The following is a 17,893-nucleotide window of genomic DNA, read 5'->3' as shown; positions in this document are numbered from 1 at the left end:
AAATACCTGACTGGCATCTGGGCATGCATGCATGGGGATAAGCCATTTGAAACGGCCAAGCTTTTCAGCGCTGAGCACCTCAGAAAAGCTTGACCGCGAACAGAGTATCTACATTGGTTGCAACGTGCCGAACCTGTTACGCCATGGTTGCCTGCCTTGGTGCGTGTCTCGAAGCGTGTTTCGAGGTAGGCGAGGCGGCATCAATGCCCACCCCAAAATCCCGTCATACCAACAAGGCTGACAACCGTGGCCCGACAGGCATGGCCACGTTGCAACCTGTAGGAGCGGATTTACCCGCGATGCGCCGCACGGGCGGCGCTCGATCTCATAGGCAACGAAGATCTTCAGGCAAATACATCAGGCACCACGCAAGCCCCAAGGCAGGAGTCCGCTACGGATCGATAACGCTCATTTGCGACCTGCTTTCGACACGTACAGGCCAAAGGTGGGTTAGTGCATCAACGAACCAAGTGTCAATTTTTAGCCTACTGGCCATCCATCCGGCGATCATCCGATGATCGTGGCATTGTGACATCAAAGATCCTATGCTTGCATGCCATTACTCACTCGGAGCTGTCACCATGAAGAGGCTTGCTGCAATATTTGTAATGATCGCGCTCTCTCCTGCTGCATTCGCAGGCTGCTTCGGTAGCGGCTCGTTCCAGACATGTACCGATAACAGCGGGAACAGCTATAACGTTCAGCGGTTCGGCAACACTACCAATATGCAAGGTTTCAACGCCGGAACCGGCTCGTCATGGACTCAGCACAGTACTACCATCGGCAACACCACCTTCCATAACGGAACCTCTGCCAATGGTAATTCTTGGAATGGAACCTCTCAGCGGATAGGCAATACCGTTATCAACAGTGGCGTGGACGCCCGCGGAAACGCCTATCGCTCGACCTGCAATAGCTACGGCTGCTATTGAGCATCCAGTAATGCTGCAGTAGCGGAAAAAATCGACCTCAGGCGGCGTCCCTGCGGCCTATGAATCGAGCCTGTCTAAAATGGTTCGGCCAGTTTCGGCGACTTTCGCCCAGTAAAACCGAGATGCTTTTGAGCGGTTTTAGACAGCAAAACCACCCTTCTACCGGCGCTCTGCCGACCTACTCCCAACCAGGTAGAAGAATAAGTTTAGCGCGCGCCCTTCAGCCGCAAGCGACGCTATCCAAGTACTCTGAAAACGCCTGCACAGCACTATCGCCACCGCATATTCCCGCTCGATTGCCGAAACGGTATGAGGAAAGGATGCGGCAAAGCCGCTAAACATTTCGCCAACGGATGCGCCAAGCCCATCGACTACCACGCTGTTCAGGCGCGCTCGCTGGGCCTCCCCAACATCGACAGCGCTCGTGCACACTAAATCGTACCCATCCTTGTCAAGCATCATCTATCCCTATTCGTGTTCCACTTACAGAACGCCTATATCGGTCGGACGCATCCTTTCTCCAGCTCAGGCATAAGCGCGACCAGATCGGGTTTGAGCGCCCACCACCTCACCATCCGTTAATGGGAAACGCTGAGGCGGTACAGACCGCCAGGGTGCATTCGTAAATAGCTTCGTCTCGAGTGACCAGAAGCAGGCTTGGGCATGCGCCTAAGAGAGCGTGCTCAGGTTGCAGTTCTTCAATTTGCGACCAGAACTCGTCGGCCTCGACGCCATCGGCGAAAGGTTGAAACGCGATAGCTCTTCTGAATTTCGAGAGCTTCGTCCAGTCCGGCATACGCTCGAAGATATACCACTCATCAAAGCCAGGCGTGGGCAGTTGAGCGATATCCGTGATCAGCGGACTGAGCACTAGGTCACCAACACATTCCCAGCCGAGCTCAATCTCAGCAGCGCTAAGGTTATATCGCGCGCTATCGGACCAAGCAATTGCTACATAACGGCCCATTACGACCTGAGGAAGTTGGCGAATGAAGGTGCCCAAATTGACGTCGCATCCACTGTTCCAGTCAAGCGTGCGGTAGTCACCGTGTGCACCGGTGCGGAGTTCGGCTTCCAAATGTACTCCAAAGTGAATTAGCGATGACGCGGGTGCCGGGACCTCCTGTCCGTAGGACATGGAACCAACGTAATTACCCTGCGCTGCGTATGTGGCGCCGGGCTTGCCGGCGAGGGGCCGATAAGTGCTGGCAGTGACCCGACGCTGAACGGAAACCGGCAGAGAAGCGATTTTACCCTCCATTATCGCACCCCAGCATATGGAACCTATCGGTACCGATAGTCTGGCCAATCAAAGTGGCCAAGCGGCCCTGCCGGGCTTTCGCATCCAAAAGGTCTATCGGATGGCGATCACCGAAATCGGCTGCATGGCCCATGCGCGCCGCAAGTTCTTCGATCTACATCTGGCGAACATGTATTCGTCGGACGCTTACCAAGTGCCCGCTAAGGGGTAGTGTTCAATACGGCACTCATGGGGATGGCCATCGCCTTTACACGTCCCATCCAGATATCGGTAGTTGATGTGCATCAACTGGCCTTTTTTGGGCCACTGCTTGCGTGGTAGCGTGCTTTGGTAATCAGCAGTTTCCGGTACGAATGTGATAGTCGCCCCCTTTTCCGGGCATTCTGCCGTGGTCGATGCCTGGCTTACCTTCAGGACCTGGGCCTGTAGCTTTGGATAGGGAAGCTTCAACACATCAGTGATATGTAGCTCCATACGGCAGATTTGCCACGTCGATGCTTGTACTGGCTGGCACACTACGAAGAAGGGAACGGCAAGTAGGGCGTAGCGAGTTGCACGGTAGTCCATTATTGGCCCTGCGTTGAGTACTGATATCCGAGGCATTATCAGACGTGGACTCACCGAATCATAGGGCGATCCTGCTCCCGCGCGCATTCAGCCAAGTCGATGCGCGCCCAAGCCATGCAAGGTGACTTCAGCGAACGCTTACGGTTGATACGCACGCCCGGCGCGACCTTGAAGCTTTTCTGGAACCGCAACGCCATGACTCGACTCCTTGAGGAAGGCAATGGGCTTTCATCCCCCTACCGCCACCGGGTCAGGTAGCGCTGCCACTGGCGGGTCCAGTACGTGCCGAAGCGGTTGCGGATGTGCTGCATCGGCTCGGAGTTGGCCAGTTCGGCTGCCAGGTCGGAGACACCGTAACCTTTGTTGAGGTACAGGGTTAGGGCATAGCTTTCTAGACAGTGATACCTTCGCTGCTCTCGATCGTCTGCTGGAATGCCTCTGCGGTCGATACGACCGATAAGACAGCCCACGTGCGGCGAACGATTGCGCTCGGGGTAGTTGAGGAAAGGACGAAGACAGGAAAGGATAGGTTCGCGCTGCTCAACGACAGGGCCTTGCACGCCTTGGAGTTCGCCAAGCAGTAGGCAGAGCGCCGCAGGCTGGGCAAAGGGCAATTTCACCGAATCGCCGTTCGGCTTTCCGCCTGGGAAGAATGGGGAACACGTCAAGCAGACGCCGGACCTGCACCATCAGTGGCGCCCGGTCCTCAATGGTTTGTGGATCAGATACCGTCCCCCGTATAACTGCCGCCACACCTATGCGACAATATGCTCAATGTCTGGTCTCAACCCCGCATTTATCGCCCAACAGCTCGGGCATAGCGTGCAGATGCTCTTATCGACTTATGCGCGCTGGATTAACTCGTCCAACGACTGGCAGGAGCTGGAAAAGCTCCAAATTGGTCCGAAATTGGTCCGTAGCTGCGAAGAAGCCACGTAAGTTATTGATAGGTAAGCTCCTTGATCTCCACCGCCAACATCACCATGCGATTTCTTAGGGGTGTTTGGCGGTGATAAATGGTTGATTTTGCTGGGCGGAATGCCCCACCTCCCCCCTTCACTACCCCATCATTGGTATCAGAATTGGTATCGCGTGCGGAACGCTATCGCCTCAATCCAGTATCCTTCCTGGGCGTCTCGTCAACGGATTTCAAGACCGTAGTAAAAATGCCCGAATCAAGGGGTGCCAGCGCCGAAACCGATTCCAAAACAAAGACGAAACGGCACGGCTACAGGCCGCATACGGCAAGGGCCGCCGTTTCGGTTTTGGAACCGATTTTGACGCTTGTGTGGTAGCCTTACGCGCTTAAGAAACAATGCAATAAAAGGACGATTTTTGATGAAATGGATAATGCTCGCCGCTGGCGTGCTGATTCTTAGTGGTTGCAGCTACAACAAGACCAACGTGCGCAACGAAACCGAGGCAGCCAAGTACGATCCCGCGACCACCGCACGCATCCGCATCTACTCCTCCCCGGAGAAGCTTGCCGGCTTCGTCCCAGGTAAAACCTGCGAGGCATATCACAACCATCCGGTGAATGGCGAATTGCAGGGGATGATTTGGACTCGAGAGCATGATCGCAATCAGCGCTACATCCTCTGGCGCGACACTGACTTGCTTGGCATGCAAGCCGAAGACTATCGGAACCGCGTGATCGGCATCCCCGCCACCGCGCACACAGAAGCCGTAAAAACCGATAGGCTGGGATACGATGAGTTCGTGATTCCTGCAAACCAGCCGGTTCTGGTCAAGATCATGTACGTTGAGCAAAATGGTAGCTATTGCTACCCACCCGATATCCAATTCGTACCAAAAGCCGGACAGGATTACGAGGCAAGCCTCGAGTTCCATAAGCAGAGCTTCATCTCTTCCAAGTGCTCCATCGACTTGGTCGCACTTAGCGGCGCAGGATCCCAACAGGAAACCACCCCTGTCTCGACTAGCTTCTGCGGGAATGATGGCCACGGACGGTACTTCACCGTAACTCCCTGACCCACGTTCGCTTGGGCAGCAGCCACAAGCTCAGGCTTCAGTAATGCAGCAGTAGTGTGGAAAATCGACCTTAGGCCGCACCGTTCGCGGCCTATGCGTCGAGTCTGTCTAATATGCATTGGCGGGTTTCAACGACTTTAGCCCAGTAACCCCGAGATCTTTCCGAGCGGTTTTAGACAGCCAACCACCCCTCCTACGGCGTTCTGCCGACCTTCACCCATCCCCTCAAAAATCAACCCCGTCCAGTGCCCACAACCTGGCCGCCTCGGCAAGCTCCAGCATGTCGACCAGCTGGCCCGCATCAACGTCGCCGCGTCGGTGCGCAGAAATCGCTAGCTCGGCAAGCACCCCGGCTCGGCCATCCGGATCGGCTACCAGAGCGGGCTGGTCATTGAGTTCGGCCAGCCAGGCTGGTGGCAGGTTCAACATTTGACGGTCCAAAGTTGATCGATCCGCGTTGTATAGGATTGGCTCATCATCTCCCTTCTCATACCCCAGTCCGGTGTCGCCGGCACGCTGGCGGCTCGCATTGTCCCCCTCCCCCAGCGCTCATTGATGTCATCCATCACCTGCATCAGCCGGTCACATGCCACCGATTGCTTGAGCGCGAACAAATCCTCTGAAAACTCACCTGGTTGCCGCAAATCCATCAGCAACACCTCCGCCTTGCTGTAGCGGAATCCAGGCCTAAAGATCCGCCCGACCGCATCAGTGGCCAGTCGAGTCATCAGCAGCGTGTCGCAGGTTGGGTATGGAAGCTCTACTAACGCACCCTGGGCGTGATGTGCCTCCTCCGGATTGAACATCCCGGTACGGATGCTAATTCGCATACGCTTGCAAACTGACCCTTGAGCCCGCAGTTTTTCCGCAGCGCGGCCTACGTAAGTGGCCACGGCCTGTTTGATCGGTGCCAGTTCAGTCAGCCGCTTTCCGAACATTCGACTGCAGCAGATCTCCTGCTTCGGCGGTTCGGCCTCGTCCAGTTCAAGGCATGGCGTGCCAGCGAGCTCTCGGGCCGTCTTTTCAACCACAACGCTGAACTTCTGGCGAAGTGTCCAGGCGTCAGCTTTGGCCAGGTCCATGGCTGTGCGGATGCCCATCGCTTCAAGGTGGGCGGTCATACGCCGGCCGATGCCCCACACTTCCTTCACCTCGGTGTTGCGCAGCACCCAATCGCGCTTGAACGGTTCGGTGATGTCGACCACGCCACCCGTCTGTGCCTGCAGGCGCTTGGCCGTATGGTTGGCCAACTTCGCGAGCGTCTTCGTGCCAGCAATACCGACTCCCACTGGAATTCCCGTGCACTGGAAGATCCTCGAGCGCAGCTTTCGCCCGAACTGGGTCAGGTTTTCCTGAATGCCAGAAAGGTCAGCGAAACACTCGTCGATGCTGTAGACCTCTGTTGCCGGCACCATCGATTCGATCAGCGTCATGACACGCTCGCTCATGTCGCCGTAGAGCGCATAGTTACTGCTGAACGCCATTATGCCGTGTCGGCGCAGCTTGTCCTTCGCCTGGAAGAACGGCTCGCCCATCTTCACGAATGGCTTGGCGTCGTATGACCTAGCTATCACACACCCGTCGTTATTGCTCAACACGACGATCGGGGTCTTGGCCAAGTCGGGCCGAAACACGCGCTCGCAACTCGCGTAGAACGAGTTGCAATCGATCAATGCAAACACCTGATCACTGCGCATGGTCACGAACGCTGTAACGCACAACGCCCCAGATCACGAGCTCGTCGCCTTCCATGATGTACCGCGGCGGATATGCCGGGTTCTCGGACTTCAGGATGACCACCCCATCGCGGCGGTGCAGGCGCTTGCAAACTGGCTCGCTGTTAACCGCGGCAATCACCACATCGCCGTGTTCAGCCTCGCGGCCGCGATCGACGATGACGATATCCCCGGAATAGATGCCTGCCCCTTGCATGCTGTCGCCTTCGACTTTCACTAGATACACATGCGGCGCTCGGAGGTCGAATAATTCATCGAGGGAAATATGGCCTTCCAGGTGGTCCGCAGCAGGCGACGGGAACCCAGCCGGCACGCGAAACGAATACAGCGGAAGCGGTTCGGTACCGCCGATTGGCGTACCTAAGAAAGTGATGGTCATGGTGGAAGGTCCGAAGCAAACTGTATGCATATACAGTAAATCCGGCATCGGCTGCACGGTCAATCCTGGGTGATGAAAATTCTGACGAGCGAGAGGGGAAACCATGTGCGGACGGTACTCGATCTACGAGTCGATGGATTACTACCTGCACCAGCTATCACTGGACCTGGTGGTAATCAATGGCTACGACCATGAACCGATCAACCGCTTCAATGTGGCGCCTTCGACCCGTGTGGAGGTCATTCGCCAAATAGGCGATGGATTGAGCGTTGATCGCGTCAGATGGGGATGGTCGCCTTTTTGGGCGAAGGGGAAGCGTCCCGATCCGATCAACGCTCGGGCCGAGACGGTGGTGATGGGAAAATTCTTCAAGGCTCTGTGGCCGAACGGAAGAGCTTTGGCACCGGCAAATGGCTGGTTCGAATGGGTTCCAGATCCTTCAGACCCGAAGCGAAAGCAGCCCTACTACATCACGAGCGCCGATGGCGGACCGCTATTTTTTGCAGCGCTCGCAGAGGTACATCAGGGTCTGGAGCCAGAGGAGAGGGATGGGTTTGTCGTTATCACAGCCGCTGCTGATCAAGGCCTGGTCGACATCCACGACAGGAAGCCCTTGGTGCTCTCGCCTGAAACCGCAAGGGAATGGCTGGATCCAGCCACATCAGGCGAACGCTTGGAGGCCATCGTCGAGTTTGGATGTCGGCCGGCACGGGACTTCCAATGGTTTCCAGTCGGCAAGGCGGTGGGGAATGTTAGGAACCAGGGCCACGACCTGATTGAGCCCGTCAGTGAACAGGACCGCCAGGGCCACCTAGAGCTTTGAGCTGGTAGTCGGTGACAGCCTGGAACTGTGCCTCCGCCAACAGACGCAGACGTTCCACCTCGTGAGCAAGCGCACCGCTGTCCTTAGCCTCATGATAGCGGCGCATTGCCTCAACAGCTTGGGTGTAGAGCGGGTGATCGGGTAGGACCGCTCTTAGCTTTGACATGTCGGTTAGCTCTTAGTGAATTTTATCAGGCAGATCCCCTGCAACGATAAGCTGGAAATCAAGGACCGCTTGGTAAAGAGATTCAGCGAGCAGGCGAAGGCGCTCGACCTCTTCTCGTGGGGCACCACCTGTTTCGGCATCACGATGGGCCCGGATTGCTTCCAGAGCCTTCAAAAGCAAGGGCTCACCAGCGAGCGCCATCCCCTCCAGCGTTCTTTGCACGGATTAATCCTTTGGTGGAAGTCAGAGCATTATAGGCCGCTTCGCCCGCAGTGCCCGTTATTCAGTGGATCAAGGCGACGCGGCTAAAATTGTCGCCGACTTCACACCCCTATAAGGCGGAAAGCCGAGCTGCACCTTCGAGACTTTCCAATAAGGTTCCGCTTCGCAAGGTTAGCAGGTTGGCAGCTACGCCTTCGCGGCAGGCTTGAGTCTGAACGTAACCCCCATCCTGTTGAAAGCGTTCATTGCAGCAATCATGGCAGTCAAATCTACCAAGTCTCGCTCGTTGAAAACCCCGGAGGCGGCAGCGTAGGCCTCATCCGAAACATGGGTTTCTCCCACGTTGGTCACCTCTTCTGCCCATTTTAATGCAGCGAGCTCTAGATCAGAGAATAGGTGTTCCGCCTCATGCCAAACCGGGACTAGCAGCACCTTGTCAACTGACATGCCGCCTTTGATCAAATCGCGCGAGTGAAGATCGATGCAGAACGCGCAACCATTGATTTGCGATACTCGAAGGAAAACCAGGTGGATCAACTCCGGAGGCAGATTCGTTCCGGTGGTTACATAGTGGTGTAACCCGGTCAGCGCTTTTGCTGCACCGGGGGACTTTTCAAACCAATTCATGCGCGTCATACCTACTCCAAAAGCGCTTTCGTAAACACAGACGCATTTTATCGCGTACATGGCTCGGCTCATGGATCCAATCTGCTGAAATTCCTGGGTTCCAATATTTTTGGAATATCAAGCCCCGTATGGGGTTTGCTTTACGCAGCGTAGGGTGGCGGGTCGCGTTTCTACTTCCCGGTTTCCGTGCTATAGACAGAGCTTCCCAAACCGTCGATCACCGCCTCACAGGCCAGCCCAGCTATTCGGCTTCGCTCAAGCGCTGCCGCGAGGTCTCCCGCCATTCGGTCAGACTCCTCAAGCAATCCCCCGAGCACCATGACGGCAGAGGTTCCTGCCTGGCGCTGCTGGGCAGCGATGGTATCGCAGGTAGCTCTGTGGCCATCCCGCAGTCTGGCGATTTCCCCGCGCAGCCCACCAGCAGCAGATTCAGCAGCAGCGGCGCGGCCTTGGGCCAGTTCCAGTTGTTGTCGTGCACTCTCACCCTCCTTGTCCGCCACGGCCTGGCGGCGCTGTTCTTCAGTTCTGGCCTGGGCCGTGGCGCGCCGGTCACGCTCAGCCACCTGCAGGCGGTAGTCGGCCAACTCGATCCGGGCGGTGCCGGTTTCGCCCTGGGCAACCACCACCCGGTACTGCTGGCCACCGGCGACAAGAACCAGAGCTATCAGCCACCAGCACCATGCCGGTACCGCACCGAGCCAGGTCATGCCAGCGCCCTTCGCACACCCTCGTCAATCACTTGGTCCGGGTACGGGTTGCCGCCGTTCTCGTGCACGATGATGCCGACCACCATGCCGCGCAGTGTGGCAGGGTCCTTGATGTTGATCGGGTCAGTGGCACGTACGCCCAGGCGCTTGGCAACAGCCGCGGCATAGGCCTGGGTGTCGTTCTCGTTACTCGGCGCCCAGCGGTTGATGGTCTCGAGCACGGTATCGATGCCCTTCCCGCCCAGGCCGGGCATGCCGTCTTTGCCGCGGTAGTTAATGAGCAGCTTACCCAGGGCGCGGATGCCGTTCTCAGGCTCGTCGAACCGGGCGAAGCGCGGCTTGGCCACGCCAACCTCCAGGCCGAGCTGCCCCTGCCAGGCGTTGCGGGGATTGAAATCGATGTTGCCGGGGTTGTTGTTCCGGATGCCACGAGGGGTGTTCATTCAACGCTCTCCTGTGCCGGCTCAACATCCTGCACCGACACGGTTACCTCGGCGGTGTAGCGTTTGAGCACCTGGGCAACCAGCAGCACGGAGTTCGGCTGAGTGCGCAGCAAGTCGCGGGCGGCTGCGTCAGCCTGGTCAGCCGTTTCATACTCGGTCTGGTGGACTGGGTCGAAAGCGTTGGATTTGTTGAAGACGGTGAAAGGCATAGGTTTTCTCCAGGCAAAAAAATACCGCCGGGCGGCGGTTGGATTGGGGTGTCGTCGAATCAGGCCGGCAGTTCCGGCCAATCAATGGTTTCTGGGAAACCGGGCTGCTCAGGCAAACGGTTGAGCGCGATGCGATAGCGCTTCCAGGCCTTCAGCGCATCGGCCTCCTGGGGAGTGGCATCTTCCAGGTCCACTGCATCCTGCAGCGGGGCGATCGCCAGATCCGCGGCTGCCCGGCGCTGGGCAATTTCCGCCGTGGCGGTCGCACGCAATTGCTCGGACGCTGCCAGGGCCTTGTCCTCGACTGTCACCAACTGACTCCAGTCGATCGCAGCAAATCCCAGCGCCGGCGCCGGGTGCTCGGCCTCAGGGATAGGTAGCGCCACCAGGCCATCAGCCGGCGACACGATGTCACGCGGAAAGCGTGCCGCCTGGCTGGCGTCGATCGGCAGGGGGAGCTGCAGCACCACCACCAGCTCACCGGCCACACGCTCGACTAGCGCGATCACCCAAGGACAACCGGTGGCCTCGGCCGGCAACGTGGCGCCATCCGGCAGCTGGGAAAAGTCCAGGGTCAGACCGTTGATGGTCAGGCTGTCGCCTTGCTTGTAGATCGTCAGCGAGGCCGGGGCTACCGGCAGCACTGGACTCAACTTGATACGCATTAGAACCACCTGCCAATAGCGATGTATTGATACTGAATATCGGATGTGGTGGCGAAGCGATAGGACCAGGAATCGGCATACACCGTATTCGTGGTCGCGCTCCACCAGATGCCGTTGTAGGCCTGTTCGCCAATGCCGGCTTGGTTACCGCTCGCCCCGATCGAGCCCAATGCTGTGGCAAGGACGCGCGGCGCCGTGGCAAACGCTACCGGCATGACGGCACGGCCAGCGGCTGCGGTATTCAATGCTTGTTTCGGTACCGTGATGACACCCCAGCAAACCTGGGTGCCGTCAGCTAGGCGGATGAACTCCCCATTGGAGTTGGAGCCGCGTTGTAGCAGCGCGCCGGTGGGCACACCGCCCACTTGGCTAACCGCGCCGAGAATGTTGCTCTTCTGAAACCCGGTGGCGATCCAGTTGTAGAGCTCGTCAAAGTTTGCGATCGCCTTCAACCAGGCGCTTCGACGGTCGTCACCCCCGGCGCCGTTAGGCGCGCTTCCGAGATTGATTACTTGCTTTGCCATATAGATTCCTTAAAGCGGTTTCATTGGCCTAGAAGCGAACAGCGTTCGTCCGTTGGCTGTGAGCGGATTGATCCCCGATCCGTTGTCGCAATACATCTGCAAGACAGATCTGTTTCCAGGCAAAAAACCGCCAAAATTGGCGCGAAATGGTTGGGTTGTCTGTCCAATGGCAGTGACAGAAAACAAGGCATTCGCCAAGACATAGTCCTGATAACTCCCGGTCCAGGGCATTTGATTGCTAGGCGCATACCAAGCCCCACCTGTGAGCGGATCCCCAGCCACAACAAAGGAGTTGGACGCAGGCTGGCCATTGAGCAACGCCAGGTTTGCGGTGGTGACAAATGTCCGGTTGTCTGCGGCGTCCCGGACCGCGGCTCCGTATTGCCCCGGAACTGCATCCGGCACCATGTAACTTGCGCAGAACCAGTTGATCATCATCGGATAAAGCGCAGCTTCTCCATGCCCGGGTTGGTTGTTCCAGGCTTTTAGCCTGAATCCTGTCCAGTTCCCTGGACTGCCCTTCACCGAGAAGTTACCGACCATCATGTAGTCATCGGCATTCAGAAAGACCATGGGTCTTTCATACGTGGTGATCGGCGCAGCAAAATTCACGTCTGCCCATTGAATCTGGTTCCTGCTACCAGGTCCTTGGAAGCCAATGTTGAACCTGCCGTTGTAACGAACCGTTAGCACCTGGTTGATTGAGTCGATCTGCGTTCGAATGTTGTTGTTCGAAGCGCGGATGCCATAAGAACCAGGTGCAGCGAACGGCTCGCCACCCAACGACAGAATCATCACCTGCCAGGTCTGGGTGTAGGGTTGCCGCAGTTGCAGCTGCCCCGTCGAGTACCATGCTTGGGGGCTGCTTGTGTTTTCTCCGCCGTCATACAGTGCATCCACCACCACGAATGACTGCGCTTGGATCTCGGGAATGGAGATGTACTGGTCGAACGCTCCATTGCCTGCAACCTGCATCATTTTCAGCGACCGCACTGAGGTTATGGTGGTGTCCAGGGAGATGACCCCGGACTCATCACGCGTCCGAAGTCCATATAGATCAGCCATCAGGTAAGCCTCCCCACTGCTGTCCGCTCGATGCCGTTGGCGTCGTAGACGTACAGGCCGCCGTTGTTGAGCAGTGTTGAACCGTTGGCATCCTGCCCCCTCAGCGTGAACGTTCCCGCTGCGAAGTTGATCTCCAGCAACGGTAGGCCCTGGGCGTTCAGCGCAGCAGATCGAATGGTCATACCGGCCACAATCTGCTGGATGAACGCGGTATTGATCACCGCCTGGTTGATGAACACCTGTCCGCCTTCGACCACGAACGGAAGGATCGTCTGGCCGTTCAGGCTGTCGATGATCGCCAGCCGTTGGGCCATCAACAGGATCTCGCCCACCTCCCCATTGCTGCCGATCGCGATGCCCGAGACGACCTTACGGCCGCCCTGGTTCGTCTCGACCTTCAGCGTGGTTTGAGCCGATACCCTTCCGTTGATGTCAGCCATGACCTCACTGACCTGCTGGACAGAGGCATTCGTCTGCCCCAGCTGCGCCTGGACCGTTTCTACCTGCCGTCCCATGGCAATGCCGTCCTCGATCCGGGCCGATTGCTCGGTCCAGACACCCACCAGGCCACCCGTGGCGCCGGCCAGGCCGGAACTGTCACCTTCCATTTCTGGGTTCACCTGGACATACAGCCCATCCAGGCGACTGGCCTGCGCGGTTATGGCCGTGCCCTGCTGCTTCACAACCGTGTCCATCTGGCTGATCGCAGTAGCTTGGCCACCAACCGCGCGGGCACTAGGCCCTGCAACAAACGGCGATGGAGTGTTGCTCTCCCCGATCCGCTTCTCGACCATCACCGAATCGATCGTCACTGTCTGCCCGGCTGCTAATCCAGTGCGATTCGGGTAAATGACGAGGCACACCCTGGCGCTGTCGGATACCGTGATCTGGAGGGTGATCCGGGTGCGGTCCGTTGTGTAGGGAATATTCCCTGATTGCCGGTGGGTACCGTTATAGAGCGAAACCATCACTGCGCCTGCGGAACTGCCCTGGACATACATCGACACCAGATAAACGCCTGGCTCGACACGTACGTTCCACCCTTCCGCGTTGTTCGTTGGCGAAAGCATGATGAACTGGCCGGTAGAGGTCGACGCAAAGGTACCGAGGTAACCGAACCCCGAGTCCGCTGCGGGCACAGCCACGCCTGATCTAGCCATGCTGCCCGGTACAGTGGTTGGCAGCGTGGTCGAAGTCAGCCAGCTGTACTCGTCACTCAACAGGTTGGCCCCGCTGCCGCCAATGCTGCCGACACTGCTCTGGAGTTGTGTGAGGGCCTGGCCCTGGCTGGTCAGTGTGTTGCCTTGCTGGGTTACGCTCGCGCCGATGGTACTGATTGCTTCCGCGTTGGCAGTATCAGCGGCCGTAACCCGGCGTGCCACGATGTTGCACCATAGCGAGCGTCCGGTGCCGTCTGCTGGCTCCGTGCGGGTCACAAACCTGGCTGATACTGCTCCCGCCGGCGCAGTGATGCGACCTGCGTAGGATTTGAATCCCGTCGCTGCAGCTGCCACCGAGAAGGCGTTGAAATAGCCCAAGTTAGTTCCGGCTTTGTCGAAGAACTGCATCTGCAACCGGGTGGTTTGACCGGCCGTCATGTAGGCCGGCCAGATGTCTGCCGACAGGTCGAACTGCTCGCCGCCAGCTGTCACTACGTTTGCGGCTACCCCGCAGAAGCTGTTCGTATAGAACGAAACGCCCTTGCCGGCTGAGGGATGCGCCGAGACGTTGGTTATCCGGGCATCACCGCTCCAAGGATCAACCAGGCCATCCTCGAAACTACCCCGCAGGATCAGGTTGTCTGGTTGCTGGCCGATGGATGCCTTGATCTGTGTGACCGAATTGCCCTGGGCGGTCAGCGTGTTGCCCTGGTTGGTGACGGTTGTTTGCAACGCCTGCAGGGCTGAGGCATCAGCTTTGGCAGCGACTTGAGCGAGTGCGCTGGCTGCCGCAGCTGCTGCATCGGTGGCCACCTTGTCGGTCACCGCAACCCAGGCAGACCCAGTCCAGCGCTTCGGCGTGTTCGCCGCCCCCGTGGTATCGATCCACAGGTTTTGTGCCAGGCGCTTGTCCGTAGCCGGCTCGGTGCTGCTGTAAATCACCTCGCCTTTGCCACCGGCCTTGTCGGATGCCGCTTGGGCAGCCTGCTGAGCAGCCGTCACGTTGCCATTTGTAGTTTGCAAGCTGCTGCTCAGGCCAGTGATGGCTGAGGCATTGGCCTCATCACCGCTGATCCGGGCGGTACGCTCGTCCACAACGGAGGTCACGGACGCCGAGGGCGCGACCTGGCCCACAGCGATCCAGTCGATTTCGAACACATCACCCGCCGACGGGCTGAGCCACAGGTAAAACCTGGTGATCGTGCTGTCCGACCAGTCGGAACCGCCGGCAGTCAGCTGCGACATATCCCATTCCAGCACCACGCTCTGGCCCACCGCGAGCCCCGGGTCCGGAATGACTTTGCGGTACGACGTGCTCGAGGCGTGGCTTGCTGTCACGTAAGTGATCTGCCCGGTCCAGCCGGTACCGGCTCGGCGAGTGATCCTGCAGCGAACGCGGTCATGGTCGCGGCCCTTGATCGACACAACCGGGCTGTTGAGGTAAGCGTTGACATCGGTATTGGTGACGATGAGGCGACCATTCTCCACCGCCAGGCTGCAGCGGGTACCCGACCAGGCTTCAACGGTCGAAGCAAAGCCGTAGTTCAGGGTGGTATCGAAACCACCAGACTCGGCCCGGATCGTTGCAATCTGCGAAGCCAGGGCCGAGTCCGCGTTGGTTCGCGCCGTGATCTCATTGCTGATTGCCGATGAGTTGGCCGCACTGCTGGCTGCCACGGTGTCGATCCGTTGCCCCAGAGCCGTGTCGGCATTGATGCGAGCGGTGATCTCCGATTGAATGGCAGCAGCGTTGTTGCCAGTCGAAGCCGTGACTGTGTCGATCTTCTGGCTCAACGAGTCGTCAGCAGACTGCCGCGCCAGCGCCTCGCTGGTTATTGCCGCGCCGCGTGCCTGGGCCTCGGCCAGCAGGCCCTGGGCGCGAGCCGCCGTTTCATCGCTGATTGCCTTGGTTCGCGCCTGGGTTTCTGCGGCAATGGCTTGTGCCCGTGCCGCTGCCTCAGCGGCAACACGCTGAGCGACAGAGCCGGCCTGGGTAGGCGGGCCGGAGATCAGCGAGATTTCCTCCCGCAGCGCCGGCGCCAGCTGGCCGTTTTCAATCTTGCCTTTCAGCGCATCGAGCATGTTGTCCACATCGGTTGATGTGGAGGCCACCACCTTCAGGAAGGCGCTCACTCCGTAGGCATTTTTCGAGCGAACGAAGTAGGCATAGTTGGTGGCAAACGCCAGGCCGGTGTGGGTGAGGGACAGGCCTTGGCCCAGGTATTCACCCTCGGTTGCCTGCGGGTTCGTCGAGAAGAAGTACTCGTAGGTGCCGCCGTTGAGTCCATGCAGTGTATTGCTCGGGATCAGAGTAATGGTGTCGATGGTCGCCTGGACAACACACGACTCCGGGATTGGCGGACCGTCGATACTCACCGTGATGCTGGCCTCGCCGGAGCGAGTCAGCGGCCCAAGAGCGGCCACGCTCATGGTGTAACTACCCGATGGAAGACCAGACAGAGGCAGCTTGAGCGCCGTCGCCGGCACCTGTTGCGCCTGAACCGCGGTCGAGCCTTGGCGAACCGTGATGGCGTAACTGGTCACCACGCCAGAAGGCGCCGCCCAGGACAAAATGCCTTGTACCGACTCGGCGTTATCATCGGTTGACCAAGTGAGCCCAGTGGGACTACCCAGGCCACCCGCCGGCAGCTTGATAAAGCCGATTGGGTTGTATGGCTGGCCAACGGCGTCGTCAAACTGTGCAGGGTCGTACTGCTGCAGTTGGGCGGAACACCCTTGGTCCGCCCCCATACTCCAGTTGGTGACGATGAACTCGCCCAGGATGTTCAGTGAGGGCAGGTTCACGCGCACGGCTCGGCCTGGCCGGCAGTTGTAGCCCAGGAAGTTCATGGGAATGCTGATGGTGCCACCCGCGCGCCGGCGGCGCAGCTCGATGTTCGCCAAGCGCTGGGCCTGGTAGGCGTCCGTGACGTAGGAAAAGGACAGCGTTTCTGCAGCCTCGCCCCCATCCTTGATGACCCATTCTGCAATGCTGACCTCGGGGTAGTCGGTCTCCGTCCACGATTGAGAAGTGTCAATGAACGTGCCGCGCACGGTGTTGATCGCGGCGTCGTTGGTCGGCTCGGTGCTGCCGGTGATGGTGCCGACCACCATGTCCTCGGTGATCTCGAAGTCGTACGGACCGTAGTAGGCCCCAGCCTGGAACATCCAGCGACCACCCACACGAATAGTCCGGCCGCCGCAGGCAGCTTCGAGCTTCTGCAGTACGTTCGTACGCTGCTCGTCGGCGCCGATCACACAACTGCTGCGATATCGCGGGCTGGTGGTGTTGTCAGGGTTGGCGACCGACTCGTCGCAGATGTTGGCGCCGCTGGCGAACGTCTCGAACACGATCTCATCGTCCGGCACGCCGCAGCGGTTGCGCAGGAACCAGAGGATGTGGAGCGCGGTGTTTTCGGAGTACACAGACATGCCGCTGCGCGGGTCGTAGATGTCATTGCGGCCACGGACGATGAAGCGTGCGTCTGGGATGCCGGATGGGAATTTCTCAGCGCTGTACTTGAGCGACAGGCGCACGAACGACAGCCCGCGGCCGATCTGCTCGTCTTTCCAGTCAGGGCAGTTGGCTTTGAGGAAGGCATTCACCTGGGTCGGATTGACGACCAGTTCATAGGAGGCATGCTCGCCATAGGTGGCGATCTCCTCCTCTCCCAGGTAGATGTTCTCCAATGCGTCGACCGGGCCTTCACAAAGGACGTATACCAGGTGCAGCCACTCGCCATCGGTTTGGTCACCGACCTGCTCTTGCGCCCAAACCAGCACGCCACCGGTGCTGACCCGGCCAAGGATGAAGCGAGCGGGTGCCTTGGAGGAGCGGACGGTCTGGGCCGACGGCTCGTTGTCGCGCATCGGCGACTTGGTGTTCAGCTTCTCCTGCTGCTCTGCCATGTAGAAGGCCAGGCCGGCACCAATAGCCGCCCCCACGGGGCCGCCCTGGACGAAGCCAATCACCGCACCAACAGCTACCTGAGCTATCTTCTTGACGCCACCGGACATTATTCAACTCTCCAGACTGCAAGCGGGTTGCACACCACGCGGGCCACCCCGTCGTCAGTGGTCGCCCAGTATTCGTTTGCCCAGTACACGGCCATGGACCGGCCGCCGGGCGCTTCGTACATGGCAATGTCGCCGCGCTGGATGAATGCCGGCGCCACCCTGGCAAAGCAGGCATCCCAGGCTGCCTCAAGGCTGCCGTGCCGCTTCTTCAGCGCCCGCTTCGCCCCTGCCTCGGTCTTGTAGGTGCCGCGGTACGCTTCAGCCGGGTCGGTACCGCACACCGCTACCGCGCAGTCCGCCGCGAACAGGCAGCAGTCAAATTCGCCCCATGAAAAAGGCCGCTCTAAGGCGGCCTTGATCACTTCACTGAGGCGTGTGGTCCAGTCTCGGTAGCGCAT

The 17,893-nt window shown here is 58.8% G+C and carries 19 protein-coding genes and 3 pseudogenes; 5 read left to right on the top strand and 17 right to left on the bottom strand.

From position 1 onward, the window contains the following. Positions 1-581: 581 nt before the first annotated feature. Positions 582-932, top strand: a complete 351-nt coding sequence (locus QSV36_RS10550; RefSeq protein ID WP_289131535.1) for a hypothetical protein — start codon at positions 582-584, stop codon at positions 930-932. A gap of 568 nt (positions 933-1,500) precedes the next feature. Here the strand turns inward: QSV36_RS10550 and QSV36_RS10545 are convergent. Beyond that, a complete protein-coding gene (locus QSV36_RS10545; protein WP_289131534.1) occupies positions 1,501-2,010 on the bottom strand; it encodes a hypothetical protein in 510 nt (169 codons plus the stop codon). A 277-nt stretch (positions 2,011-2,287) separates the two neighbouring features. On the opposite strand from QSV36_RS10545, the pseudogene QSV36_RS26040 reads away from it, so the two are divergent. Further along, positions 2,288-2,362, top strand: a pseudogene (locus QSV36_RS26040) (IS66 family transposase); the annotation flags it as partial. Between the two features lie 448 nt (positions 2,363-2,810). Here QSV36_RS26040 and QSV36_RS10530 read toward each other — a convergent pair. Together QSV36_RS10530 and QSV36_RS25905 are read right to left on the bottom strand one after the other, a co-directional pair. Beyond that, complete coding sequence (locus QSV36_RS10530) at positions 2,811-2,957, bottom strand: hypothetical protein (protein ID WP_289131532.1); 147 nt, start codon at positions 2,955-2,957, stop codon at positions 2,811-2,813. Positions 2,958-3,011: 54 nt separating this feature from the next. Beyond that, positions 3,012-3,143: pseudogene (locus QSV36_RS25905) on the bottom strand (phage coat protein); the annotation flags it as partial. Positions 3,144-3,200: 57 nt separating this feature from the next. Between QSV36_RS25905 and QSV36_RS10525 the strand changes: the two are divergent. Both QSV36_RS10525 and QSV36_RS10520 read left to right on the top strand, forming a co-directional pair. After that, positions 3,201-3,699: pseudogene (locus QSV36_RS10525) on the top strand (site-specific integrase); the annotation flags it as partial. A 399-nt stretch (positions 3,700-4,098) separates the two neighbouring features. Next, complete coding sequence (locus tag QSV36_RS10520; RefSeq protein WP_289131531.1) at positions 4,099-4,752, top strand: hypothetical protein; 654 nt, start codon at positions 4,099-4,101, stop codon at positions 4,750-4,752. 225 nt (positions 4,753-4,977) lie between these two features. Here the strand turns inward: QSV36_RS10520 and QSV36_RS10515 are convergent, their stop codons facing one another. Genes QSV36_RS10515 through QSV36_RS10505 form a run of 3 tightly spaced genes read right to left on the bottom strand, consistent with a single transcriptional unit; the run spans position 4,978 to position 6,867 of the window. Further along, entirely contained in the window at positions 4,978-5,181 is a 204-nt protein-coding gene (locus tag QSV36_RS10515) for a hypothetical protein (RefSeq protein WP_289131530.1), read from the bottom strand. Further along, positions 5,175-6,449, bottom strand: coding sequence for a Y-family DNA polymerase (locus QSV36_RS10510; RefSeq protein WP_289131528.1), 1,275 nt, complete (start codon positions 6,447-6,449; stop codon positions 5,175-5,177). Before QSV36_RS10510 ends, QSV36_RS10515 begins: the two co-directional genes overlap by 7 nt. Then, the gene (locus QSV36_RS10505) at positions 6,439-6,867 is read right to left on the bottom strand and encodes a LexA family protein (protein ID WP_289131527.1); all 429 of its coding nucleotides are present in this window, start codon (positions 6,865-6,867) and stop codon (positions 6,439-6,441) included. The genes QSV36_RS10510 and QSV36_RS10505 overlap by 11 nt, the downstream gene beginning before the upstream one ends. A 103-nt stretch (positions 6,868-6,970) precedes the next feature. Here QSV36_RS10505 and QSV36_RS10500 point away from each other — a divergent pair, with 103 nt between their 5' ends. Then, complete coding sequence (locus QSV36_RS10500; RefSeq protein ID WP_289131526.1) at positions 6,971-7,690, top strand: SOS response-associated peptidase family protein; 720 nt, start codon at positions 6,971-6,973, stop codon at positions 7,688-7,690. Here QSV36_RS10500 and QSV36_RS10495 read toward each other — a convergent pair. The 11 genes from QSV36_RS10495 to QSV36_RS10445 form a co-directional block, all read right to left on the bottom strand. After that, entirely contained in the window at positions 7,653-7,856 is a 204-nt protein-coding gene (locus QSV36_RS10495; RefSeq protein WP_289131525.1) for a hypothetical protein, read from the bottom strand. The two genes, QSV36_RS10500 and QSV36_RS10495, sit on opposite strands and share 38 nt — an antisense overlap. A 12-nt stretch (positions 7,857-7,868) precedes the next feature. Next, positions 7,869-8,078 carry a hypothetical protein gene (locus tag QSV36_RS10490; protein WP_289131524.1) on the bottom strand — a complete coding sequence of 70 codons (210 nt, stop codon included), beginning with the start codon at positions 8,076-8,078 and terminating at the stop codon, positions 7,869-7,871. A gap of 186 nt (positions 8,079-8,264) precedes the next feature. Beyond that, positions 8,265-8,714, bottom strand: a complete 450-nt coding sequence (locus tag QSV36_RS10485; RefSeq protein WP_289131542.1) for a carboxymuconolactone decarboxylase family protein — start codon at positions 8,712-8,714, stop codon at positions 8,265-8,267. A gap of 161 nt (positions 8,715-8,875) precedes the next feature. Then, a complete protein-coding gene (locus QSV36_RS10480; RefSeq protein ID WP_289131523.1) occupies positions 8,876-9,412 on the bottom strand; it encodes a DUF2514 family protein in 537 nt (178 codons plus the stop codon). Beyond that, the gene (locus QSV36_RS10475) at positions 9,409-9,855 is read right to left on the bottom strand and encodes a structural protein P5 (protein ID WP_289131522.1); all 447 of its coding nucleotides are present in this window, start codon (positions 9,853-9,855) and stop codon (positions 9,409-9,411) included. Before QSV36_RS10475 ends, QSV36_RS10480 begins: the two co-directional genes overlap by 4 nt. Further along, positions 9,852-10,064, bottom strand: coding sequence for a hypothetical protein (locus QSV36_RS10470; protein WP_289131521.1), 213 nt, complete (start codon positions 10,062-10,064; stop codon positions 9,852-9,854). The genes QSV36_RS10475 and QSV36_RS10470 overlap by 4 nt, the downstream gene beginning before the upstream one ends. A gap of 59 nt (positions 10,065-10,123) precedes the next feature. Then, positions 10,124-10,729: a tail fiber assembly protein gene (locus QSV36_RS10465; RefSeq protein WP_289131520.1), complete on the bottom strand. Its 606-nt coding sequence runs from the start codon at positions 10,727-10,729 to the stop codon at positions 10,124-10,126. Beyond that, positions 10,729-11,253, bottom strand: coding sequence for a hypothetical protein (locus QSV36_RS10460; RefSeq protein WP_289131519.1), 525 nt, complete (start codon positions 11,251-11,253; stop codon positions 10,729-10,731). The genes QSV36_RS10465 and QSV36_RS10460 overlap by 1 nt, the downstream gene beginning before the upstream one ends. A gap of 9 nt (positions 11,254-11,262) precedes the next feature. Further along, positions 11,263-12,318 (bottom strand): hypothetical protein, encoded by a 1,056-nt coding sequence (locus tag QSV36_RS10455; protein WP_289131518.1) that lies wholly within the window; start codon positions 12,316-12,318, stop codon positions 11,263-11,265. Next, positions 12,318-17,495, bottom strand: a complete 5,178-nt coding sequence (locus QSV36_RS10450; RefSeq protein WP_289131517.1) for a phage tail tip fiber protein — start codon at positions 17,493-17,495, stop codon at positions 12,318-12,320. Before QSV36_RS10450 ends, QSV36_RS10455 begins: the two co-directional genes overlap by 1 nt. After that, positions 17,495-17,893, bottom strand: coding sequence for a DUF6950 family protein (locus QSV36_RS10445; RefSeq protein WP_289131516.1), 399 nt, complete (start codon positions 17,891-17,893; stop codon positions 17,495-17,497). The genes QSV36_RS10450 and QSV36_RS10445 overlap by 1 nt, the downstream gene beginning before the upstream one ends.

The organism is Pseudomonas sp. BCRC 81390 (assembly GCF_030341915.1).
Taxonomy (GTDB): Bacteria; Pseudomonadota; Gammaproteobacteria; order Pseudomonadales; family Pseudomonadaceae; genus Aquipseudomonas.
This window is presented reverse-complemented; position numbering and strand designations above follow the sequence as displayed.

Bases quoted from the DNA above. Each gene is read 5' to 3' on its own strand.
- QSV36_RS10550 (WP_289131535.1), top strand. From the start codon at position 582: ATGAAGAGGCTTGCTGCAATATTTGTAATGATCGCGCTCTCTCCTGCT.
- QSV36_RS10530 (WP_289131532.1), bottom strand. From the start codon at position 2,957: ATGGCGTTGCGGTTCCAGAAAAGCTTCAAGGTCGCGCCGGGCGTGCGT.
- QSV36_RS10520 (WP_289131531.1), top strand. From the start codon at position 4,099: ATGAAATGGATAATGCTCGCCGCTGGCGTGCTGATTCTTAGTGGTTGC.
- QSV36_RS10515 (WP_289131530.1), bottom strand. From the start codon at position 5,181: ATGTTGAACCTGCCACCAGCCTGGCTGGCCGAACTCAATGACCAGCCC.
- QSV36_RS10510 (WP_289131528.1), bottom strand. From the start codon at position 6,449: ATGCGCAGTGATCAGGTGTTTGCATTGATCGATTGCAACTCGTTCTAC.
- QSV36_RS10505 (WP_289131527.1), bottom strand. From the start codon at position 6,867: ATGACCATCACTTTCTTAGGTACGCCAATCGGCGGTACCGAACCGCTT.
- QSV36_RS10500 (WP_289131526.1), top strand. From the start codon at position 6,971: ATGTGCGGACGGTACTCGATCTACGAGTCGATGGATTACTACCTGCAC.
- QSV36_RS10495 (WP_289131525.1), bottom strand. From the start codon at position 7,856: ATGTCAAAGCTAAGAGCGGTCCTACCCGATCACCCGCTCTACACCCAA.
- QSV36_RS10485 (WP_289131542.1), bottom strand. From the start codon at position 8,714: ATGACGCGCATGAATTGGTTTGAAAAGTCCCCCGGTGCAGCAAAAGCG.
- QSV36_RS10480 (WP_289131523.1), bottom strand. From the start codon at position 9,412: ATGACCTGGCTCGGTGCGGTACCGGCATGGTGCTGGTGGCTGATAGCT.
- QSV36_RS10475 (WP_289131522.1), bottom strand. From the start codon at position 9,855: ATGAACACCCCTCGTGGCATCCGGAACAACAACCCCGGCAACATCGAT.
- QSV36_RS10470 (WP_289131521.1), bottom strand. From the start codon at position 10,064: ATGCCTTTCACCGTCTTCAACAAATCCAACGCTTTCGACCCAGTCCAC.
- QSV36_RS10465 (WP_289131520.1), bottom strand. From the start codon at position 10,729: ATGCGTATCAAGTTGAGTCCAGTGCTGCCGGTAGCCCCGGCCTCGCTG.
- QSV36_RS10460 (WP_289131519.1), bottom strand. From the start codon at position 11,253: ATGGCAAAGCAAGTAATCAATCTCGGAAGCGCGCCTAACGGCGCCGGG.
- QSV36_RS10455 (WP_289131518.1), bottom strand. From the start codon at position 12,318: ATGGCTGATCTATATGGACTTCGGACGCGTGATGAGTCCGGGGTCATC.
- QSV36_RS10450 (WP_289131517.1), bottom strand. From the start codon at position 17,495: ATGTCCGGTGGCGTCAAGAAGATAGCTCAGGTAGCTGTTGGTGCGGTG.
- QSV36_RS10445 (WP_289131516.1), bottom strand. From the start codon at position 17,893: ATGCGCTACCGAGACTGGACCACACGCCTCAGTGAAGTGATCAAGGCC.